Source organism: Rhodoferax sp. XS2R6 (assembly GCF_056521365.1).
Genome location: NZ_JBWMAY010000001.1, coordinates 838,588 through 860,028 on the forward strand (window position 1 = coordinate 838,588; position 21,441 = coordinate 860,028).

Here is a 21,441-nt window from a genome sequence, read left to right on the forward strand (position 1 = left end):
CACTCCAAATTTTGCTATACATCCGGTAGCTGCTCACGCAGCAAGGACGGGCGTTGGAGTCAACAGAGGCACAATAGCGTGCAACTGGAGAATGCGCATGAAACGCGATGATGAACCCAAGCTGTGGGTCACCGTACTGAAATTGGTCATCGGGCTGACCATCTTGATTGGTGGGGTCGGGTTGGCCCTGAACTACGCGGAACAACACCAAGAAGAAATGCCCAAGCCCGCGCCCAAATCCAACTGGGGCATCTTCAGCGACTCGCCGATCCGCCGCTAAAGCGCCCCGCCTTCCGCCTACTTCTGCAGGCGGGCAAAGGTCTTGCGGAACTTGGCCACCTTGGGGGCAGCCACGGCCATGCAGTAGCCCTGGTGCGGGTTGCGTTCAAAAAAGTCCTGGTGGTAGGCCTCGGCCGGCCAGTAGTTGTCCACCGGCAGCACTTCGGTGACGATGGGTCGGCTGTAGACACCGCTGGCCGCCATCTCGGCCATCACTTCCCGCGCTACGGCCTCCTGCTCCGGGGTGGACACATAGATGCCGCTGCGGTACTGGGTGCCCACGTCATTGCCCTGGCGGTTCAGCGTGGTGGGGTCGTGGATCACAAAAAAGATCTCCAGCACTTCCCGCGTGGAAATTTGGGCTGGGTCGTAGACCAGCTTCACCACCTCGTTGTGGCCGGTGCTGCCGGTACACACGTCTTCGTAGCTGGGCTGCACCACCTGGCCGTTGCTGTAGCCGGACTCCACGTCCACCACACCCTTCACCTGGACATACACCGCTTCGGTGCACCAAAAGCAGCCGCCGCCCAGGGTGATGGTTTGCAAGGCTTGGGTCATGGGGAACTCCGTAGGTAGTGAAAAGTCATTGGTCGTAACAAGCGCCTGCATCTTACGCAGGAGACCCGCAACGATTGACACTGTCGCGGCCCACGGCTACATTAATAACCAATCAGTCAGTAATTTATGCAGTGCCCCATCGACCTCCTCGCCAGCAATGTGCGCGCCAAACGCGAGCGCCGCAAAGACGCACGCCCCGGTGAACTGCTGGCAGCGGCGCTGGAGTTGTTTGTGGAAAAAGGCTTTGCCGCCACCCGCGCCGAAGAGGTGGCCAAACGTGCCGGTGTGTCCAAGGGCACCTTGTTCCTGTATTTTTCCAGCAAAGAAGAGCTGTTCAAGGCCGTGGTGCGCGAGAACATTTCAGGCCGTTTTGACGAGTGGAGCCAGGAGCTGGACGCGTATGAGGGCAGCAGCGCCGAGCTACTGCGCTACTGCATCACCGTCTGGTGGGAGCGTGTGGGCTCCACCCAAGCCGCGGGTATTTCCAAGCTCATGATGAGCGAGGCTGGCAACTTTCCCGAGCTGGCTGCGTTCTACCAGGCTGAGGTGATTGCCCCGGGCAACGCACTGATCCAACGGGTGCTGCAACGCGGCATCAACAGCGGCGAGTTCCGTCCCATGGAGCTGAACTACGGCGCCTACCTGGTCATGGCGCCCATCCTGTTTCTGGCCATTTCCAAGCAGTCGCTGGGCTCGTGTATGCCCCCTGGGGTCGTCTTTGACCCCTTGGCCTATATCCAGACCCAGGTGGACAACATGCTGATAGGCTTGGCCGTGCGCCCGCCCCCTTCTCCACTGCAAGCGAGCTGAACACCCCATGAAACCCTGGATCAAATGGACAGCAGGTGCGCTGGTGCTGGCCCTGGTCGCTACGGTGTCCGTGCGTGCCCTGTCGGCACGCAAGACCCAACAAGAGGCCCTGGCCAACCAACAGGCAGCCAGCAAAGTGCAGGTGGCGATTGCACTGGGCCCCAAGGATGTGGTGCTGGTGCAAAACATGGAGCTTGCACAAGGCCTGGCCATTTCGGGACCGCTCAAGGCGGTCAACTCGGCGTTTGTAAAAGCCCGGGTGGCCGGTGAGCTACAGGGTTTGACCGTGCGTGAAGGCGATGTGGTGAAAGCCGGACAGGTGATTGCCCGTGTGGACTCCACCGAATCCCAGGCCCGGGTGCGCCAGGCCCAACAGCAGGCCGAAGCCGCACGCGCCCAGGTCGACATTGCCAAACGCAGTTTTGAGAACAACCGCTCGTTGGTCGACCAGGGCTTTATCTCCAAAACCGCCCTCGAATCGTCGTCGGCCAACCTGGCCGCGGCCGAAGCCAGCTACCGCGCCGCCCAGGCCGGTGCCGATGTGGCCACCAAATCGCTGGACGACACCGTGCTGCGTGCGCCTATCAGCGGCCAGGTGGCTCAGCGTCTGGCCCAGCCGGGCGAACGTGTGGCCATTGATGCCCGGATTGTGGAAATTGTGGACGTGAGCCGCCTGGAGCTGGAAGCCAGCCTCAGCGCCACCGACTCGCTGCAGGTGCGCGTGGGCCAGATGGCCCAACTCAGCGTAGAGGGCTCGGCCACCACGGTGGCGGCCAAGGTGAGCCGGGTCAACCCCAGTGCGGTGGCCGGCAGCCGCGCGGTACTCGCCTACCTGGCGCTGGAACCCCATGCCTCGCTGCGCCAGGGCCTGTTTGCCCAGGGCCAGCTCAACCTGGGTAGCACCCGCGCACTGGGCCTGCCCTTGTCCGCCGTGCGCACCGACAAACCGCAACCGTATGTGCAAACCGTGCAAGCGGGTGTGGTGCAGCACCAGACGGTAGACGTGGTGGCGCGGGGTGAGGCCCAGGGCCAGACCTTCGCCGCCATCCAAGGTGTGCCCGAGGGCACCCAGGTGCTCAGCGGCAGCGTGGGGCCGGTACGTGCCGGCACGGCCGTGAAAACTGCCACCGCTGCCCAGGGTAGCAACTGATGTGGTTCACCCGCGTTAGCCTGCAAAACCCGGTATTCGCCACCATGGTCATGCTGGCCCTGGTGGTGTTGGGCCTGTTCTCGCTGCAGCGCCTGCAGGTGGACCAGTTCCCCAACATCGACTTTCCCGTGGTGGTGGTGATTGCCGACTACCCCGGCGCCTCGCCTGAGATTGTGGAGAGTGAAGTCTCCAAAAAGATCGAAGAAGGCGTCAATTCGATTGCCGGCATCAACGCCCTGACCTCGCGCAGCTACGAAGGCCAGAGTGTGGTGGTGATCGAGTTTGGCCTGCATGTGGATGGCCGCAAAGCCGCCGAAGATGTGCGCGAAAAGGTGGCCTCCATCAAGCCCAATTTGCGTGCCGAGGTGAAAGAGCCGCGTGTGCTGCGTTTTGACCCGGCCGCACGCGCCATCTGGTCGGTGGCGGTACTGCCGGATACGGCAGCAAGCACCAAAGTGCCCAGCGCGGTGGAACTGACCAACTGGGCCGAGCAGACCTTCAAGAAACGGCTGGAGAACGTGCGCGGCGTGGGTTCGGTCACCGTGGTGGGTGGCACCAAACGTGAAATCAATGTCTACCTGAACCCGCAGGCGCTGGAGTCCTTTGGCATTACGCCCGACCAGGTGGTGAGTGCGGTACGCAGCGAAAACCAGGACCTGCCCGTGGGCGCCATCCGCTCTGCCGAGCAGGAGCGTGTGATCCAGATCGAGGCGCGGATGCAGCGGCCCGAAGACTTTGGCAAGATCATTGTGGCGCGCAAAAACGGTGCGCCTGTGCGGGTGGACCAGGTGGCCCGTGTGGCCGATGGCGCTCAAGAGGTGGAGAGCCTGGCGCTCTACAACGGCCAGCGCACCCTGATGCTCACGGTGCAGAAATCGCAGGACGAAAACACCATTGCGGTGGTGGACGGCCTGATCAAAACCCTGGGCGAGATGCAAAAGCAGCTGCCCCCCGGCGTGAAGCTGGAGTCCATTACCGACGGCTCACGCCAGATCCGTGTGTCCGTGGACAACGTACGGCGCACGCTGATTGAAGGTGCGGTACTCACGGTGCTCATCGTGTTCCTGTTCCTCAACTCCTGGCGCTCCACCGTCATCACAGGGCTCACCCTGCCCATCGCGCTGATCGGCACCTTTTTGTTCATGAACTGGTTTGGTTTCACCATCAACATGATCACGCTGATGGCACTGAGCCTGTGTGTGGGCCTGCTGATTGACGATGCGATTGTGGTGCGCGAAAACATCGTTCGCCATGTGCAAATGGGCAAAGGTGCCTACCAGGCCTCACTGGATGGCACGCAGGAAATTGGCTTGGCCGTGTTGGCCACCACCCTGTCCATCGTGGCGGTGTTTTTGCCCATTGGTTTTATGGGCGGCATCATCGGCAAGTTTTTCCACGAGTTTGGCATCACCATCGTGGCCGCGGTGCTGATCTCCATGTTTGTGAGCTTCACGCTCGACCCCATGTTGTCCAGCATCTGGCACGACCCCAGCATCGACGACCATGGCAAACACGGCCCACCGGTCACGCTGTACGACAAGACCATTGGCCGCGTGACACGCTGGTTTGACAATGCCACCGAAAGCATGGCCGATGCCTACCAGGGCATCCTGCGCTGGTCGCTCAAACACAAGCTGGCTACCGTGGGCCTGGCGCTGGGCATTTTTGTGGCCAGCATCTTCATGGTGCCGCTGCTGGGCACCGAGTTTGTGCCCAAATCCGACTTTTCGGAAACCACACTCAACTTCCACACCCCTGTCGGCTCCTCGCTCGAAGTGACCGAGGCCAAGGCCAAACAGGTCGAAGCCGTCATCCGCGAGTTTCCCGAGGTGCGTTACACACTCTCCACCATCAACACCGGCAACGCGCAGGGAAAAATTTACGCCAGCATCTACATCCGCTTGGTGGACCGAAAAGACCGCCAGCTCAGCGTGGACGCCATGTCGGTCAAGCTGCGCGAACGCCTGCGCGAGGTACCCGGCATCACCGTCACCCACGCGGGCCTGATGGACGCCGTGGGTGGGCAGAAACAAATCCTGTTCTCCATCCAGGGTGCGGACACCGGCGAACTGGAGCGCCTGACCACCCTGGCGCTGGAAAAAATCCGCGACATCCCCGGCCTGGTGGACCTGGACTCCAGCGTGAAACCCAACAAACCCACGCTGGACGTGCAGGTGAAACGCGACGTGGCCTCGGACGTGGGCCTGTCGGTGGCGCAAATTGGCACCGCGCTGCGCACCCTGGTGGCGGGCCAGACGGTGGGCAACTGGCGCGCGCCGGACGACCAAACCTATGACGTGAACGTGCGCCTGGCCCCCACCGCACGCAACAGCGCCAGTGACCTGAGCCAATTGCCGTTCACCGTGGGCAGCAATGCCGACGGCAGCCCGCGCATCGTGCGCCTGAATCAGGTGGCCGAGGTGGTGGAGTCCACCGGCGCCAACCAGATCAACCGGCGCGACCTGACGCGCGAGGTGTCCATCACCGGCAACGTGTCGGGCCGCTCGGCGGGTGAGGTGTCGGCCGACATCAAAACCGCCATGGACACCATCGCCATGCCAGCGGGCTATAGCTACAAGTTCAGTGGCTCCACCAAGGACATGGCAGAGGCCTTTGGTTACGCCATCTCGGCCCTGGTGCTGGCCATTGTGTTCATCTACATGATTCTGGCCAGCCAGTTCAAGAGCTTTTTGCAGCCGCTGGCGCTGATGACGGCGCTGCCGCTCACGCTGATTGGCGTGGTACTGGCGCTCATGACGTTTGGCTCCACCCTGTCCATGTTTTCCATCATCGGCGTGGTGATGCTGATGGGCCTGGTGACCAAAAACGCGATTCTGCTGGTGGACTTTGCGATCCGCGCGCGCGAAGACGGTGTCGACAACCACGGCAACCCCGTGCCCGGCTTGCCCCGCTCCGACGCCCTGTTGCTGGCTGCCAAGGTGCGGCTGCGCCCCATTCTGATGACCACACTGGCCATGATTTTTGGCATGGTGCCACTGGCGTTTGCGCTGACCGAAGGCTCCGAGATGCGCGCGCCCATGGGCCAGGCCGTCATTGGTGGCGTCATCACCTCTTCGCTGCTAACGCTGGTGGTGGTGCCCGTGGTGTATTGCTATATGGACGATCTGGCGAACTGGGCCAAGCGGATGTGGAGCAGACCCGCCACCCCCGCCCGCTAAAATTTGGCCCATCAACGCTACCTGATTCCCAAGGAGAAACGACTATGAACTTCGCCCAAGCCCGCTTCAACATGATTGAGCAACAGATCCGCCCCTGGAACGTGCTGGACACCGGCGTGCTGGAGCTGCTGAGCACCGTGCCACGTGAAGAGTTTGTGCCACTGGCGCACAAGGCCCTGGCCTTTGCCGACCTGGAGATTCCCCTGCCCGGTGGCCAGTGCATGTTGGCCCCGCGCATGGAAGCCCGCCTGCTGCAAGACCTGGCCCTACAACCCCATGAGTCGGTGCTCGAAGTCGGTGCCGGCTCGGGCTTTATGGCGGCCCTGCTGTCACACCGCGCCGCCCAGGTGCTGAGCGTGGAACTGCTGCCCGAGCTGGTGGACATGGCGCGCAGCAACCTGCAAAAAGCCGGCATCCGCAACGTGACCGTGCACCAGGAAGATGGAGCCAAGCTCAGTGCGGCTCTGGGTACGTTTGACGCCATCGTGCTGAGTGGCTCGGTGACCCAGGTACCCCACGACCTGCTGCAGCGCCTGAATGTGGGTGGCCGCCTGCTCGCCATCGTGGGCGACGAGCCCCAGATGCGTGCCACCCTGGTCACCCGCACCAGCAGCACCGATTTCCGCACCACCCAGCCCTGGGACGCCAACGCCCCGCGCCTGCAACACTTTGCCGAGCCTTCGCGTTTCCAGTTTTAAGCCCTCCCCCGTAGACACCATGATCGACCAAATCCGCCCCAGCCAACTGGAACCTTGGTTCCAGTCACTTGCCTCCGCTCTCCAGCCCCTGGTGCTGGATGTGCGCGAGCCGCACGAGCTGGCGCTGGCGCGGGTTGAGGAAGACGGTGTGGAGGTGCTGGCCATTCCCATGGGGACGATTCCCGTGCGCCTGGCCGAGCTGGATGCCACACGCCCGATTGCCTGTTTGTGCCACCACGGTGCGCGCAGCATGCAGGTAGCGATGTTTTTGCAAAGCCGCGGCTTCACGCAGATTGCCAATATTGCCGGCGGCATCGACGCCTGGTCAATCGAGCGCAACCCCGGCATTGCGCGTTATTGATTGCTCCGCATCCGTACGACCCCATTCCTTCCGAGCCCCAGAAAGCCCTCCTCCATGTCACGTCTACGAAATCCCATGCGCCTCAAACTGCTGCCCCTGGCCCTGCTGGCCGCTGCCACCTTCGCCCCCCTGGCCCAGGCCCAGAGCCTGCTGGACCTGTACAGCGCCGCACGCGGCTTTGACGCCAGCTACCAGTCGGCCAAGAGCCAGTTCGACGCCACGCTGGCCAAGTCGGCCCAGGCACGGGCGGCCATCCTGCCCACGGCCAACTTTGCGCTGGGTGCGAGCCGCTCCAACCAGGAAGTGCTGCCCTCGGCTGAGCGTTCATATGGTTCCCAAACCGCCACCATCAGCGCCTCCCAGCCTTTGTACCGCCCGGCCAACTGGGCCAGCTACGAGCAGGGCAACAAACAGATCGCCCTGGCCCAGGCCCAGCTGCAGGCCGCCGAGCAGGACCTGATCGTGCGGGTAAGCCAGGCCTACTTTGATGTGCTGGCCTCGACCGACAGCCTGGCCTTTGTGAAGAGCCAGAAGACCGCGGTGGCGGAGCAGCTGGCCTCGGCCAAGCGCAACTTCGAGGTGGGCACCTCCACCATCACCGACAGCCGCGAGGCCCAGGCTCGTTTTGACCTGGTGGTGGCGCAAGAGCTGGCCGCCGAGAACGACCTGCGCGTGAAAACCATTGCCCTGAACCAGTTGGTGGGTAAGAGTGATGCCACGCCCAAACCTTTGGCGGCCCCGGTGGTGCTGGCGCCGCTGGAGCCCGGTGATGCCGAAGTCTGGGTGCAACAGTCTGCCACTCGCCACCCTGGCATCCAGCAGCAAGAGATTGCGCTGGAAGTGGCCAAACTGGAAACCGCCAAAGCCGAAGCCGGCCACAAGCCCACGCTGGACCTGACGGGCAGCTATTCGGCAGTTAACAACAACGGTACTTCAACCGCCACCGCCGACAGCCGAGTCAATGTAGCCACCGTGGGCCTGTCCTTCAATCTGCCGCTGTTTGCCGGCTTCGCCACGCAGAACCGCATCAAGGAAACGCTGGCCCTGGAAGACAAGGCCCGCACCGACCTGGAAGCCACCAAACGTACCGTGGCGCAGGGCACCCGCACCGCCTTCTTTGGTGTGTTGTCCGGCCAGGGCCAGGTCAAGGCGCTGGAAGCGGCTGAGGCGTCGAGCCAAAGCGCGCTGGACGCCAACAAGCTGGGTTACCAGGTGGGCGTGCGCATCAACATCGATGTGCTCAACAGCCAGAGCCAGTTGTTTGACACCAAGGCCAAGCTGGCCAAGGCGCGTTATGACGTGTTGCTGGGTGGCTTGAAGCTCAAGCAGGCCAATGGTTCGCTGGTGGCCGACGACCTGAACCCCATCAACGGCCAATTGGCGAACTGATCCCTCCCCCAGGATCGCCCAGGCCCTGAACCGCAAGAGGTCAGGGCCTTTTTTCTGCCAGCACCGCGGCTAGCGCCTGGGCGGTGCGCTGCGCGGCACCACGGTGGGCGGCGCCCAGGTTCAATGCCGCCTGCTGCGCCTGGGCCAGGGCGGCGGGGTGTTGCAGCATTGCCATCGCACGCTGCACTGCGTCGGCCAGATCGGCACACTCGAATGCCGCCCCGGCTTGCGCGGCCAGCTGCGCAGCCTCGGCAAAGTTGTAGGTGTGCGGCCCCATAAACACGGGCACGCCACAGGCGGCGGCCTCGATCAGGTTTTGCCCGCCCAAAGGCGCAAAACTCCCCCCCAGCAGGGCGGCGTGGGCCAGGCCAAAGTACAGCGCCATCTCGCCCAGCGAATCACCCAGCCACACATCAGCCGCCACCGGGCCGCCAGCGCCCCACTGGCTGCGGCGCGCCACCGTGTAGCCAGCCGTTGTGAACAGCGCCGCGACCTCATCAAAACGCTGGGGGTGGCGTGGTACCACCAGCCACTGCACCGCATTTGCTATGGTTTCAGGAGCTGCTTGCGCACTATCTACGGGGTCTAGAGGCCTATTTTGCTTCAAAACCTCGACCAGCATAGCTTCTTCGCCTTCGCGCGCACTGGCAAACAGCAGCACCGAGCGGGCGCTTGCACCACGCCAGGCGTGGCCCTGGGCCAGTTGGGTAGCGTTGGGTGCCATGTCGAATTTGAAATTGCCCATCACGCCGCGCACCGGGGCGCCCAATTGGCGCAGACGCAAGGCATCGGCCTCGCTTTGCGCCCACGCCGCATGCAGGCCACGGTAGGTGGGGCGTGCCAGCCAGGCCAGGCGCTTGGCCTGGCGCAGGCTTTTCTCGCTCAAGCGCGCATTCACCAGGCACAGCGGCACGCCCGCACGCGCACTCTCGGCCACCAGATTGGGCCAGAGTTCGGTTTCCATCAACAGTCCGATCTGCGGGCGAAAGTGGGCCAGGAAGCGGCGCACCGCGTCCAGCGTGTCCCAGGGTTGCCAGACCTGCACATCCCCGGGCTGCAGCAGGCGCGCACCGGCCGCGCGGCCGGTGGCCGTGCCATGCGTGAGCAGCAGGCGCATGCCGGGCCACTGCGCGCGCAGGGCCGTCACCAAGGTGGCCGCGGCCAGTGTTTCGCCCAGCGAGACCGCATGCAGCCAAACCAAAGGGCCCTCACCTGCGGCAGGTGCAGGCTGCATGTAGTGGCCAAAACGCTCGCCCAGGTGTTCGCCATACAGGGGTTCTGCCACCGCGCGGCGGCGCAGCTTGCGGCGCACCAGCGGCTGGGCCAGCCAGACGGCCAGCGAATACAAGGCGCTCATCATCGGCACAACACCGGAGTGGCCAGGCTTTCCCACGCGGACCACACGGCGTCCACCGTGGGCTGGGGTTGGCCAAACACGCTGCACTGGCGCAGCGGCAGGCGCGGTGCGGTGGCCGCGTCGGTGCCGGCCAACACCTCAGGACCGGTGCGCCAGGCGGTGTCAAAGTTGTAGAGCTGCACATGCGGCAGGTCCAGCGCCACGGCAATGTGGCTCACACCGCTGTCCACGCCCACCACACCGGCGCACTGGGCCAGCGTGTCGGTCATGGCGTCCAGCGCCATGGCGGGCCAGACCCAGGCGTCCTGCAGCTGTTTGGCAATCGCCTCGCTGGTGGTTTTCTCGGCCGCATTGCCATGCGCCAGTGCGACGGAGAAACCAGCATGGTTGAGGCGCTGGCCCAGTGCCACCCAGGCGGCCTGCGGCCATTCCTTGTCGGCCCGCGACGTGCCATGCACCAGTGCCACCACGGGCTTTTTGGGCGCGAACGGGTTGCCACCGGCTGCGTTTTGCACGGGCGCGGCGGCGGCCAGTGCACCAGCGCGCAGACCCGCAAGGGCCGGGCCCTGCAGGTCGTAACCCAGGGCGGCGGCACACAAAATACGTGAGCGCTGCACGGCATGCACATGGGGTTCAATCTCGATGGCCACATCGGCCACCCAGCGTGCCGGTGCTTCAAAACCCGAGCCCTCGGTCTGGTTGGCCAGGCCATAACGTTTGCCCGTGGGCGTAGTGCGCGCCAACCAAGACACGAGGGCAGATTTGCTCAGGCCCTGCAGGTCGATGACCGCATCGTAGGCCTGGGCCTGCAACTGCGTTTTGAAGGCTTTCCATTCGCGGCGCGTGGTGGCGGCCAGCGGCGCTTTGCGCCAGCGCCGCAGGTCGCAGGCGATCACCTGGCCCACGCCTTCGCAGCGCGCCACCAGCGGCGCAAACGCGCCCTCCACCACCCAGTCCATCTGCGCTTGCGGGTAGGCGCGGCGCAGGTCCTGCACCGCGGGCATGGCGTGCACCACGTCACCCAGCGACGAAAGCTTGACGATGAGGATGCGTTGGATAGTCGCGGCTTTCAATGGGTGGCCTTGCGCAGTTGAGCATCTGGCACCACGGTGCGCAGTAGGGCCAGCATGTCAGTCTGGATACGTTGCAGTGCGGCCTCGGTATGCCCTTCAAAACGCAGCACCAGCACCGGGTTGGTGTTGGAGGCGCGCACCAGACCAAAACCATCGGGCCAGTCCACACGCAGGCCGTCTACCGTATGCACTTCCGCCGGCGCGTCGAACTGCGCGTCGGTCACCAGCTGCGCCACCACCGCATGCGCCTCTTCACACGCCACATGCAGTTCGGGCGTGGCAAAGCTGGTGGGCAGGGCGTGCAGCTGCGCGCTCGCATCGGGCGAACGGCTCAAGATTTCGAGCAGGCGGGCGGCGGCGTAGGTGCCGTCGTCAAAACCGTACCAACGCTCCTGGAAGAAGATATGGCCGGTCATCTCGCCACCCAACAGCGCGTTCACTTCCCGCATCTTGGCCTTGATCAGCGAGTGGCCGGTCTTCCACATAAGCGGCGTGCCACCCGCGGCAGCGATCACCGGGGCGAGTTGCTGCGAACACTTCACATCAAACACCACGGTGCCGCCGGGCGTGCGCGACAGCGCATCACGTGCGAACAGCATCATCTGGCGGTCGGCGTAAATGGTGGCTCCATCGCGCGTGACCACGCCCAGCCGGTCACCGTCGCCATCAAAGGCCAGGCCCAGCTCGGCATCACCCGCCTGCAGGGCAGCAATGAGGTCACGCAAGTTCTCGGGTTGGCTGGGGTCGGGGTGGTGGTTAGGGAAATTGCCATCCACGGTGCTGAACAGCTCCTGCACCTCGCAGCCAATGGCGCGCAGCACACCCGGCGCCGAGGCTCCGGCCACACCGTTGCCACTGTCCACCACCACCTTGATTGGGCGCGCCAATCGGATATCCCCCGCGATGCGCGCGGTGTAGTCGGCCAGCAGGTCCACGCGGCGGTACGAACCACCTGGCTGCAGCACCCAGGTCTCTTGTTCCATGCAGGCACGCAAAGCCTGTATGGCATCGCCATACATCGCCTGCCCGGACAGCACCATCTTGAAACCGTTGTCGTCGCGCGGGTTGTGGCTGCCAGTCACCTCGATGCCGCTGGTGCACAGCGTGTGCGCCGCGAAATACAGCATGGGCGTGGTGACCATGCCCACGTCGATCACCGCCACGCCAGCGTCCTGCAGCCCTTGCATGAGGGCAGCCATGAGCATGGGGCCGCTCAGACGCCCATCACGCCCGACCGCCACCGTGGTTTCGCCCTGGGCCATGGCCACCGTGCCAAAGGCCCGGCCCAGACCGCGCGCAATGTCTTCGGTCAGGGTTTGGGGCACCACGCCGCGGATGTCATAGGCTTTGAAAATACGGGGTGCCAACTGCACTAAAAAAATCCTTATTGCAGCCCTGCGCAAATGCCCGGGCCTGTGGCGGCACATTGTAGGCGGCGCACCCCGCTTATTGGGCCGCAGCCACATGTCCGAAAACGGCGCATGGCGCGGGCCTGGCTCCGTATCATCAGCGCCATGCACACGCCTTCGCTCACCGCCCCCACCGTTGCCGATGCGGGCCAGTACCTGGCCCTCAAGGCCCGCGATGCGCGCTTTGACGGGCGCTTCTTCACCGGCGTGACCAGCACCGGCATTTACTGCCGCCCGGTCTGCAAGGTGCGCACGCCCAAACAAGAGAACTGCCGTTTCTTTGCGCTGGCCTCGCAGGCCGAGGCGGCCGGCTTCCGACCCTGCATGCGCTGCCGCCCCGAGCTGGCGCCCTCGGGCTTGCAGGCACTGGGTGCGCAGGCCTGGTCCACCCAGGATGCCTCCGCCATCCTGGCGCGCCAAGCGGCACAGCTGCTCGACGCCCCGCAGCTGTGGAGCGATGGCGCACCCAGCATGGGCCAGGTGGCCGAGCGCCTGGGGGTGAGCGAGCGCCACCTGCGCCGCATTTTTGAAGCACTGTGGGGCGTCTCGCCCCTGCAGTACCTGCAGACGCGGCGCCTGCTGACCGCCAAACAGCTGCTGACCGATACCCAGCTGCCCATCGCCCAGGTCGCGGCCCTGAGCGGCTTTGCCAGCGTGCGGCGCTTCAACACCGTGTTTGTGGCGCAGTACCGCCTGCAGCCGCGCGCGCTGCGCAGTGCCGCAGGCAAGAGTACTGGACATAGCACCGGCTTGCAGCTGAAAGCCGCCTACCGCCCGCCGCTGGACGAGGCTGCCCTGCTGCAGTTTTTTGCCCAACGCAGCTTGGCCGGGGTGGAGGTGGTAGACATGGCCCAACTGCGCCTGGCCCGTACGCTGACAGTGGACTGGGCCGGCCAGCCTCTGCAGGGTTGGGTGCAACTGCAGCTGCAGCCCGCACGCAGCGAGGTGCAGATCACCGTGAGCGAATCGCTGGCCACCGCGCTGCCACTGGTGATGGCGCGCGTGCGCAGCCTGCTGGACCTGGATGCCGATCCACACGCCATCCACGCCGTGCTGCAAGGCGCGTTTCCCGACGGTGCGGGCCTGCGCGTGCCGGGCACCGTGGATGGTTTTGAGCTGGCGGTGCGCGCCGTGCTGGGCCAGCAGATCACCGTGCAGGCCGCGCGTACCCTCGGCGCACGGCTGGTGCAGCGTTTTGGCACACCGCTGGCCACGCCCATTGCCGGCCTTACCCATCTGTTCCCCAGCGCGACCCAGCTGCGCCATGCCAGCGACGACGACCTGGGCCAGCTCGGCATCGTGCGCCAGCGCCAGCAGGCCATCCGCGCGCTGGCTGCCGCCGTGGCCGACGGGCAACTGGCGCTCAACGCCAGCGCCGATGTGCCGGCCACGCTGGTAGCGCTGCAGGCCCTGCCCGGCATTGGCGCGTGGACGGCGCACTACATAGCCATGCGCGCGCTGCGCTGGCCCGATGCATTTCCGGCTGGCGATGTAGCGCTGCACAAGGCCTTGGGTGTGCGCGAACACGCGCGCCCGGCCGTGGCCGCCGAACAGGCCTCGCAGGCCTGGCGTCCGTGGCGCAGCTACGCCACCGTACGCGCCTGGTCACTCTTAAATTGATAGCTGCTTGCGCATATTCCATAAGGGCTGGAGGCCTATTTTTATGAAATTCTCACCCCATACTGTCCGCACATCCCTCACCACGCCGCTGGGCCCCATGACGCTGGCCGCCACCGACACGGCCCTGGTCGGTGCCTGGTTTGACGGGCAACAGCACCAACCGGCTTTTGACGCCTGGCCCGTGCAGGCAAAACATCCGCTGCTGCGCGCCGCTGGCCAGCAACTGATGGAATACTTTGCTGGCCAGCGCCACCACTTCGACCTGTCACTGGACCTGTCGGGCGGCACCGCATTCCAACAAGCGGTGTGGGCCCAGTTGCAAACTATCGCCCCAGGCAGCACGGTAAGCTACGGCCATATCAGCCAGCAAATCCAGAATCCCGCAGCCGTGCGCGCCGTCGGCGCCGCCGTCGGGCGCAACCCCATCAGTGTCATCGTGCCCTGCCACCGCGTGCTGGGCGCCAACGGAGCGCTCACGGGATATGCCGGAGGTCTGGACCGCAAAATCGCCCTGCTCCAACTAGAAAGCCCTGTGTGACCTCTTCGTCTTCTGCCACGCCTGCCTCTACCGCCGCACACGCAAGCCCCTGGGTGCTGGACTTTGTCCTGCTCGCCGCCATCTGGGGCTCGTCCTTTTTGTTCATGCGCATGGGCGCCAAGGAGTTTGGTGCGCTGCCCACCGCCGGCATGCGTGTAGGCATTGCAGCCGCCTTCTTGTTGCCCATCCTTTGGTACCGGGGACAAGTAGCCGGGCTGCGCCAACACTGGAAACTGGTGTTCACGGTAGGCATCCTCAATTCGGCCATTCCCTTTGCCTGTCTGTCGTTTGCGCTGCTGACCATCTCCACCGGGCTGTCGTCCATCCTCAACGCCACGGTGCCGCTGTTTGGCGCCGTCGTAGCATGGGTCTGGCTCAAAGACAGGCCCCACGGACTGCGTGTGCTGGGCTTGTTGGTCGGTTTTTTCGGGGTGGCCTTGCTGGCCTGGAGCAAGTCCAGCTTCACGCCCGGCGCCGGCGGTGGCTCCACCGGCTGGGCCGTGCTGGCCTGTCTGGTGGCGTGTTTTTTCTATGGCCTATCCGCCAGCTTCACACGTCGCTTTCTCCCCGGCGTGCCCTCCATGGTGCTGGCTACAGGCAGCCAGGTCGGTGCCACGCTGGGCCTGCTGCCCTTCACGATCTGGTACTGGCCCGCACATTCAACCAGCACCACAGCCTGGCTGGCCCTGTTGGCACTGGGTGTCCTGTGCACCGGCATTGCTTACGTGATCTTCTTCCGCCTGATTGACCGGCGCGGCCCAGCCAAGGCGCTGACCGTGACCTACGCCATCCCCGTGTTTGGCGTGGCCTACGGCGTGCTGCTGCTGGGCGAAACCGTCACCCCCTGGATGCTGGTCTGTGGCCCCATCATCTTGCTGGGCACCGCCCTGTCCAGCGGACTTATTGGATCGCGCCCGCCATCACGTTGATGGACAGGGCCAGCACCAGCATGTTGAAGCCAAAGGCCGTCACGCTGTGCAGCAGCGTGAGCCGACGCATCTGGCGCGAAGTGACCACCACGTCCGACACCTGCGAGGTCATGCCCACCACGTGGGCGTAATACAAAAAGTCAAAGTAGTCGGGCGGCAGCTTGCCCGGGAAATCCAAGCCCGCACCATGAGGCTGCCCACGCAGCTCTTCCTGGTAGTACACATTGGCATAACGGAAGGCAAAGATGGTTTGCATCAGCAACCACGACGCAGCCAGCGCCAACAGGCTCAAGGCGAGATGAGCCGCGCGCTCCGTTCCGGAGAGGTCTTTGACGTGCTGCAGCATCAGCGCAATGGCCGTAAAACTGGCAAACACCGAGAGCAGCAGCAACACAAACAAGGTCATGCCCGGCTGGTCCTGCGCCTGGGCCCGGGCCCGTGTACGTTTGGCATCAAACGCCACCGCCAGCCACCACGACAAAACCAGGTAGGTACTGGCCCCCACCGTCCAGGCCAACAAGGCTTGTGAGGGCGTCGCCACTGGCAAAGGCAACACTGCGGTCACCGCGCCCGCGATCGCACCATAGACCAAGCGCTGGTGGCCCGTGGTTTCGGAAAAATGTTTGTGCATGGGGCGATTGTGGCCACATCGTGTGGCGCAACCAAATAAAAAGCCGCTGCATATGTATGCAGCGGCTTTTTGAATTGGCGGAGTGGACGGGACTCGAACCCGCGACCCCCGGCGTGACAGGCCGGTATTCTAACCAACTGAACTACCACTCCTGGTAGCGGTAACCGTTTGCTCGTTGTCTTTCAACTTTCGAGCCAAGTCGCTTTCTTGCGAAAGCTGTTACCAACTTGTTGCCGTTCACCTTGCGGTAAAACTTGGCGACCCTACGGGGATTCGAACCCCGGTACTCACCGTGAAAGGGTGATGTCCTAGGCCTCTAGACGATAGGGTCAAAACCTGAGACGCATTTTCTTCAACAAAAAAGCCGTTGAATCGTCAACGGCTTTTTGAATTTGGCGGAGTGGACGGGACTCGAACCCGCGACCCCCGGCGTGACAGGCCGGTATTCTAACCAACTGAACTACCACTCCTGGTAGCGGTAACCGTTTGCTCGCAGTCTTTCAACTTTCGAGCCAAGTCGCTTTCTTGCGAAAGCTGTTACCAACTTGTTGCCGTTCACCTTGCGGTAAAACTTGGCGACCCTACGGGGATTCGAACCCCGGTACTCACCGTGAAAGGGTGATGTCCTAGGCCTCTAGACGATAGGGTCAAAACCTTGGAACTTGTCCGTTTCAGAAGAATTGGTGGAGGTAAGCGGGATCGAACCGCTGACCTCTTGCATGCCATGCAAGCGCTCTCCCAGCTGAGCTATACCCCCAATTTCCTTGAACACAGCATTGGGTTCAACCAACTTTGCATTCAACTTCCGAGCCTCAAATTATATACAAGTTTTTCAGCCCATGGCAAGTCTGGCGATAACTTTTTCTCTTCCGCTCAATTCCAGCACCGCATCGAGCGACGGGGTCTGCGCCGTGCCCATGACCAACACACGCACGGGCATGGCCAGTTGCGGCATCTTCAGGCCATTGGCAGCGAGCACTTCCTTGATGGCGGCGGCAATGCTGGCCTTGTCCCAGGTGCAGCTTGTCAGCTTGTCTTTCAACAGGGCAATGGCAGGCAACACGGCGTCGGTCACATGTTGCGCCTTCTCGGCCGCATCCACTGCCACATCGCTGTAGAACTTGGCAGCCCAGGTGGCCAAGGCCACAGTGGTGTCGCAGCGGTCTTTGAGCAAGCCGCACACCAGAGGCAAGTGGGAGGCGACCACTTCTTCCGACAAGGTAACGCCCTGCTTCACCAGTTGTGCAGCCACCAGCGTAGCCAGACGGGTGTTGTCGGCCTGCTTGATGTACTGCGCGTTGACCCACAGCAGCTTGGCCGGGTCCCATTGCGCAGGGCTCTTGTTCAGGTGGGTGCCGTCGAACCAGCTCACCAGTTGCTCGCGCGTGAACAGCTCTTCGTCGCCATGGCTCCAGCCCAGGCGGGCCAGGTAGTTCAGCATGGCTTCGGGCAGGTAGCCGCCCTCTTCGTAGGCCGTGACGCTAACCGCGCCGCGGCGCTTGGACAGCTTTTGTCCGTCATCACCCAGGATGACCGGGCAATGGCCAAACTGCGGCAACACCGCGCCCAGTGCGTGGAAGATGTTGATCTGCCAGGGCGTGTTGTTGATGTGCTCATCGCCGCGGAACACGTGGCTGATCTGCATGTCCCAGTCGTCCACCACCACGGCAAAGTTGTAGGTGGGAATGCCATCGGTGCGCACGATGATGAGGTCATCGATCTCGCGGTTGCTGATGGTGATGGGGCCTTTGACCAGGTCGTTCCAGGTCACGTCACCATCGGGCGGATTGCAGAAGCGCACCACGGGCTTCACGCCTTCGGGCACAGGCGGCAAGGTTTTGCCGGGTGCCGGGCGCCAGGTGCCGTCGTACAGCGCCTTCTCGCCACGCGCCTTCTTGGCCTCGCGCACGGCGTCCAGCTCTTCGGGGGTGCTGTAGCAGTAGTAGGCCTTGCCCTCGGCAATCAGTTGGTCCACCACCGCCTTGTAGCGATCCAGCCGTTGCATCTGGTAGACCGGGCCTTCGTTGTACTCCAGGCCCAACCATTGCATGGACGCCAGGATCTGGTCGACCGAGTCTTGTGTGGATCGTGCCACATCGGTGTCTTCGATGCGCAGCACAAACTCGCCACCGAAGTGGCGGGCATAGGCCCACGAATACAGCGCGGTGCGCGCGGTACCCAGGTGCAGAAAGCCGGTGGGAGAAGGCGCGATGCGCGTACGAATGTTGCTCATGTTCAAAGGGTGTTCAGACCACGCGCCAAGTCGGTGGTGATGTCATCAAGATGTTCCAAGCCCACGGCCACGCGGATCAAGCCTTGGCCAATGCCAGCCAGCTGGCGCTGCGCCTCAGACAGGCGGCCATGCGAGGTGCTGGCAGGATGCGCGGCCAATGTTTTGGTGTCGCCCAGGTTGGTGCACAGCGAGAGCACTTGCATGCTGTCCAACACATGAAAGGCGTTTTTGCGTGCGGCGTCCACATCGGGTGCCTTCACTTCAAACGACAACACCGCGCCACCAAAGCCTGATTGCTGGCGCATGGCCAGTTCGTGCTGGGCATGGCTGGGCAAGCCGGGGTAAAAAACGCGTGCCACCTGTGGCTGGGCTTCCAACCACTTGGCAACCGCCAGCGTCGCTTCGGACTGCGCCTTGACGCGCAGCGCCAGGGTTTCCATGCCCTTGAGCAACACCCAGGCGTTGAAGGGCGCAAGCACCATGCCGGCGGTGCGGATGACGGGCAAGAAGAGTTCATCACGCTGCTTTTGTGTGCAGCAGATGGCACCGGCCATGACACGACCCTGGCCATCCAGAAACTTGGTGCCGGAGTGGATGATGAAGTCCGCACCCATGCGCACGGGGCGCTGCAGCACCGGTGTAGCAAAGCAGTTGTCCACGGCCAGGAAGGCGCCCGCGTTGTGCGCAATGTCGGCCAAGGCCTGGATGTCGCAGACCTCGGTCAGCGGGTTGGTGGGCGTTTCGGCAAACAGCAGTTTGGTGGTGGGGCGCACGGCGGCTTTCCACGCTGCCACATCGGTTTGCGACACAAAGGTGGTCTCCACGCCGAACTTCGCAAATTCGCGGCTGAACATGGGAATCACCGAGCCGAACACCGACTGCGAGCAAATCACATGGTCACCCGCCTTGAGGACGGCCATGCCCAGCAGCAGGATGGCGGACATGCCAGACGACGTGGCGACAGCGGCCTCGGTGCCTTCCAGCGCAGCCAGGCGCATTTCCATGCTGCTGACCGTGGGGTTGCCCACGCGCGAGTAGGTAAAGCCCTCTTCTTCCATGGCAAAACGCGCAGCGCTGGAGGCGGCGCTGGACTGCACATAACCACTGGTGAGGTACAGGGCTTCGGAGTTTTCGCCGTACTGGCTGCGCTCCAGGGCCGTGCGCACGGCCAGGGTGTCCAGGTGCAGACCGTCGGGTAACTGTTGTGCTGCCATGGCTCAGTCCGCGTGGTTGGGCAGGGCCAGGCGCGAGGTGTCTTCCTGGCTCTCTTCACCGCCCACCCGTTTTTCGTTCAGGCGTTCGATGTCATCGGACGAGATATCGCCGGTGACGTACACACCATCAAAACAAGAGGCGTCAAAGCCGGCCAGCTTGGTGCTCAGCGAACCGATGGCTTTCTTCATGCCGTCCACGTCCTGGTAAATCAGGGCGTCGCAGCCAATGATTTCGCGAATTTGCTCCACGGTGCGGTTGTGTGCCACCAGCTCGCTGCTGGTGGGCATATCGATGCCGTAGACATTGGGAAAACGTACAGGCGGCGCGGCGCTGGCCAGGTAGACCTTGCGGGCCCCGGCGTCACGCGCCATTTGCACAATTTCCTTGCTGGTGGTGCCGCGCACGATGGAGTCGTCCACCAGCAGCACGTTGCGGCCCTTGAATTCGCTGGCAATCACGTTGAGCTTTTGGCGCACCGATTTTTTGCGCACACCCTGGCCCGGCATGATGAAGGTGCGGCCCACATAGCGGTTCTTCACAAACCCTTCGCGGTACGGCAGGCCCAGCAATTGGGCTAACTGCGCAGCACTGGGGCGGCTGGATTCGGGGATGGGGATGACCACATCAATCTCGTTAGGCGGCACGGTGGAGATCACGCGCTTGGCCAAGGTCTCTCCCAGGTTCAAACGGGCCTGATAGACCGAGATGCCATCCATGACCGAGTCCGGGCGGGCCAGGTAGACAAACTCAAAAATACAGGGCGAGAGCTGGGGCGCTTCGGCGCACTGCTGGGCATGCACATTGCCTTGCAGATCGACAAACACGGCCTCACCGGGGTCCACATTGCGGTCGAACTGGAAACTGCTGCCTTCCAGAGTCACCGACTCGCTGGCCAGCATCACATTACCGTCGCCGTTTTTACCCATGCAGAGGGGGCGAATGCCAAAGGGGTCGCGGAAGGCCAACACGCCGTGGCCGGCGATGAGCGCAATCACCGCATAAGAACCCTTGACGCGCTTGTGCACATTGCGCACCGCGGCAAAGATGTCCATGGGCTGCAGCGGCAGGCCACGTGTGGTTTTTTCGATCTCGTGCGCCAGCACGTTGAGCAGCACTTCGGAGTCGCTCTCGGTGTTGATGTGGCGGTGGTCGGTGTTGAACAGCTCGGCCTTCAGCGCATGGGCGTTGGTCAGGTTGCCGTTGTGCACCAGCACGATGCCAAAAGGCGCGTTCACGTAGAAGGGCTGCGCCTCTTCTTCGCTGAAGGCATTGCCCGCGGTGGGGTAGCGCACCTGGCCCAGGCCGCAGTTGCCCAGCAAGCTGCGCATATTGCGGGTGCGGAAGACGTCCTTCACCATGCCCTTGGCCTTGTGCATGAAGAACTTGCGCTCTTGCTGGGTCACGATGCCGGCTGCGTCCTGGCCGCGGTGCTGCAGCAGCAGCAAGGCGTCATAAATCAGCTGGTTGACAGGTGCATTGCTAACAACGCCAACGATTCCACACATAGGGGTTCACTCTCAAGGTAAATACTTGCCAAATTCTTCGGGCAGCAGGGGCTTGAGCCCTGCCAGCGCGGTGCTGGTGATGCGCGGGCCAGTGGCCTCTTGCCACCAGGTGGCGGTGTGCAGGGGCGTCATGCCCACCACCACGGTCACCACCAACAGCAGCAACACACCCCGCACCAAGCCAAACGCAGCCCCCAGCAGGCGGTCTGCCGGGCGCAAACCCACCGCAGCCACCAGCTTCTTGATCAAAAACGCCACCAGCCCGCCAGCAAAAATGGCGGCCACAAACACAAGCACAAAACCGGCGGCATAACGCACAGGTTCGGCGGCATTGCCCATCGGGAGCCACTGCGCGGCATCGGGCGCAAACCATTGCGCCAGCACAAAGGCCACGGCCCAGCTCAGCACCGACAACACCTCAAACACCAGCCCCCGCCATGCACCAATCACCAGGGACAGCAGCAACACCGCCAGAAAAATCCAGTCCAGGATGGGCATATGGGGGCT

Annotated in this window: 19 protein-coding genes and 5 tRNA genes; 10 read left to right on the plus strand and 14 right to left on the minus strand. The window is 63.4% G+C overall.

Annotation, left to right across the window (positions count from 1 at the left end; genetic code table 11):
* Positions 1-97: 97 nt before the first annotated feature.
* Positions 98-280, plus strand: a complete 183-nt coding sequence (locus AC097A_RS03975) for a hypothetical protein (protein WP_146097387.1) — start codon at positions 98-100, stop codon at positions 278-280.
* A 17-nt stretch (positions 281-297) separates the two neighbouring features.
* Here AC097A_RS03975 and msrA read toward each other — a convergent pair whose 3' ends face one another.
* Entirely contained in the window at positions 298-837 is a 540-nt protein-coding gene (gene msrA, locus AC097A_RS03980) for a peptide-methionine (S)-S-oxide reductase MsrA (protein ID WP_315496594.1), read from the minus strand.
* 126 nt (positions 838-963) lie between these two features.
* Here msrA and AC097A_RS03985 point away from each other — a divergent pair, with 126 nt between their 5' ends.
* Genes AC097A_RS03985 through AC097A_RS04010 form a run of 6 tightly spaced genes read left to right on the plus strand, consistent with a single transcriptional unit; the run spans position 964 to position 8,424 of the window.
* Entirely contained in the window at positions 964-1,647 is a 684-nt protein-coding gene (locus AC097A_RS03985; RefSeq protein WP_105262589.1) for a TetR/AcrR family transcriptional regulator, read from the plus strand.
* A 7-nt stretch (positions 1,648-1,654) separates the two neighbouring features.
* Positions 1,655-2,797: an efflux RND transporter periplasmic adaptor subunit gene (locus AC097A_RS03990; protein ID WP_479619842.1), complete on the plus strand. Its 1,143-nt coding sequence runs from the start codon at positions 1,655-1,657 to the stop codon at positions 2,795-2,797.
* On the plus strand, positions 2,797-5,976 hold the full coding sequence (locus AC097A_RS03995; RefSeq protein ID WP_479619843.1) for an efflux RND transporter permease subunit: 3,180 nt from the start codon (positions 2,797-2,799) through the stop codon (positions 5,974-5,976). Before AC097A_RS03990 ends, AC097A_RS03995 begins: the two co-directional genes overlap by 1 nt.
* A 44-nt stretch (positions 5,977-6,020) precedes the next feature.
* Entirely contained in the window at positions 6,021-6,674 is a 654-nt protein-coding gene (locus AC097A_RS04000; RefSeq protein WP_479619844.1) for a protein-L-isoaspartate O-methyltransferase family protein, read from the plus strand.
* Between the two features lie 19 nt (positions 6,675-6,693).
* Positions 6,694-7,035: a rhodanese-like domain-containing protein gene (locus AC097A_RS04005; protein ID WP_479619845.1), complete on the plus strand. Its 342-nt coding sequence runs from the start codon at positions 6,694-6,696 to the stop codon at positions 7,033-7,035.
* A gap of 54 nt (positions 7,036-7,089) precedes the next feature.
* Positions 7,090-8,424, plus strand: coding sequence for a TolC family outer membrane protein (locus AC097A_RS04010; protein ID WP_479619846.1), 1,335 nt, complete (start codon positions 7,090-7,092; stop codon positions 8,422-8,424).
* A gap of 40 nt (positions 8,425-8,464) precedes the next feature.
* Here AC097A_RS04010 and AC097A_RS04015 read toward each other — a convergent pair whose 3' ends face one another.
* From AC097A_RS04015 to AC097A_RS04025, 3 genes are read right to left on the minus strand one after another with little or no spacing between them, the layout of a single operon-like run.
* Positions 8,465-9,781 (minus strand): 3-deoxy-D-manno-octulosonic acid transferase, encoded by a 1,317-nt coding sequence (locus AC097A_RS04015; protein ID WP_479619847.1) that lies wholly within the window; start codon positions 9,779-9,781, stop codon positions 8,465-8,467.
* Positions 9,781-10,854 (minus strand): lipopolysaccharide heptosyltransferase I, encoded by a 1,074-nt coding sequence (waaC, locus tag AC097A_RS04020; RefSeq protein ID WP_479619848.1) that lies wholly within the window; start codon positions 10,852-10,854, stop codon positions 9,781-9,783. Before waaC ends, AC097A_RS04015 begins: the two co-directional genes overlap by 1 nt.
* Positions 10,851-12,227 carry a phosphomannomutase/phosphoglucomutase gene (locus tag AC097A_RS04025; RefSeq protein ID WP_479619849.1) on the minus strand — a complete coding sequence of 459 codons (1,377 nt, stop codon included), beginning with the start codon at positions 12,225-12,227 and terminating at the stop codon, positions 10,851-10,853. The genes waaC and AC097A_RS04025 overlap by 4 nt, the downstream gene beginning before the upstream one ends.
* A gap of 141 nt (positions 12,228-12,368) precedes the next feature.
* On the opposite strand from AC097A_RS04025, the gene AC097A_RS04030 reads away from it, so the two are divergent.
* From AC097A_RS04030 to AC097A_RS04040, 3 genes are read left to right on the plus strand one after another with little or no spacing between them, the layout of a single operon-like run.
* Entirely contained in the window at positions 12,369-13,883 is a 1,515-nt protein-coding gene (locus tag AC097A_RS04030) for an Ada metal-binding domain-containing protein (protein WP_479619850.1), read from the plus strand.
* 43 nt (positions 13,884-13,926) lie between these two features.
* On the plus strand, positions 13,927-14,421 hold the full coding sequence (locus AC097A_RS04035; RefSeq protein WP_479619851.1) for a methylated-DNA--[protein]-cysteine S-methyltransferase: 495 nt from the start codon (positions 13,927-13,929) through the stop codon (positions 14,419-14,421).
* A complete protein-coding gene (locus AC097A_RS04040) occupies positions 14,418-15,350 on the plus strand; it encodes a DMT family transporter (RefSeq protein WP_479619852.1) in 933 nt (310 codons plus the stop codon). The genes AC097A_RS04035 and AC097A_RS04040 overlap by 4 nt, the downstream gene beginning before the upstream one ends.
* Here the strand turns inward: AC097A_RS04040 and AC097A_RS04045 are convergent.
* The 10 genes from AC097A_RS04045 to AC097A_RS04090 all read right to left on the minus strand — a co-directional run bounded on the left by AC097A_RS04045 (position 15,322) and on the right by AC097A_RS04090 (position 21,432).
* Positions 15,322-15,981: a DUF1345 domain-containing protein gene (locus tag AC097A_RS04045; protein WP_479619853.1), complete on the minus strand. Its 660-nt coding sequence runs from the start codon at positions 15,979-15,981 to the stop codon at positions 15,322-15,324. The genes AC097A_RS04040 and AC097A_RS04045 overlap by 29 nt on opposite strands.
* Before the next feature lie 75 nt (positions 15,982-16,056).
* Positions 16,057-16,133 (minus strand) — tRNA-Asp (locus AC097A_RS04050).
* Positions 16,134-16,236: 103 nt separating this feature from the next.
* Positions 16,237-16,312 (minus strand) — tRNA-Glu (locus tag AC097A_RS04055).
* A gap of 62 nt (positions 16,313-16,374) precedes the next feature.
* Positions 16,375-16,451, minus strand: a tRNA-Asp gene (locus AC097A_RS04060).
* 103 nt (positions 16,452-16,554) lie between these two features.
* A tRNA-Glu gene (locus tag AC097A_RS04065) sits at positions 16,555-16,630 on the minus strand.
* A gap of 32 nt (positions 16,631-16,662) precedes the next feature.
* Positions 16,663-16,738: transfer RNA gene (locus AC097A_RS04070), tRNA-Ala, on the minus strand.
* Between the two features lie 75 nt (positions 16,739-16,813).
* A complete protein-coding gene (gltX, locus tag AC097A_RS04075) occupies positions 16,814-18,214 on the minus strand; it encodes a glutamate--tRNA ligase (RefSeq protein WP_479619854.1) in 1,401 nt (466 codons plus the stop codon).
* 2 nt (positions 18,215-18,216) lie between these two features.
* The gene (locus tag AC097A_RS04080; RefSeq protein WP_479619855.1) at positions 18,217-19,428 is read right to left on the minus strand and encodes an O-succinylhomoserine sulfhydrylase; all 1,212 of its coding nucleotides are present in this window, start codon (positions 19,426-19,428) and stop codon (positions 18,217-18,219) included.
* A gap of 3 nt (positions 19,429-19,431) precedes the next feature.
* Positions 19,432-20,934: an amidophosphoribosyltransferase gene (gene purF, locus AC097A_RS04085; protein ID WP_479619856.1), complete on the minus strand. Its 1,503-nt coding sequence runs from the start codon at positions 20,932-20,934 to the stop codon at positions 19,432-19,434.
* A 12-nt stretch (positions 20,935-20,946) separates the two neighbouring features.
* Positions 20,947-21,432, minus strand: coding sequence for a CvpA family protein (locus AC097A_RS04090; RefSeq protein WP_479619857.1), 486 nt, complete (start codon positions 21,430-21,432; stop codon positions 20,947-20,949).
* Positions 21,433-21,441 lie beyond the last annotated feature (9 nt).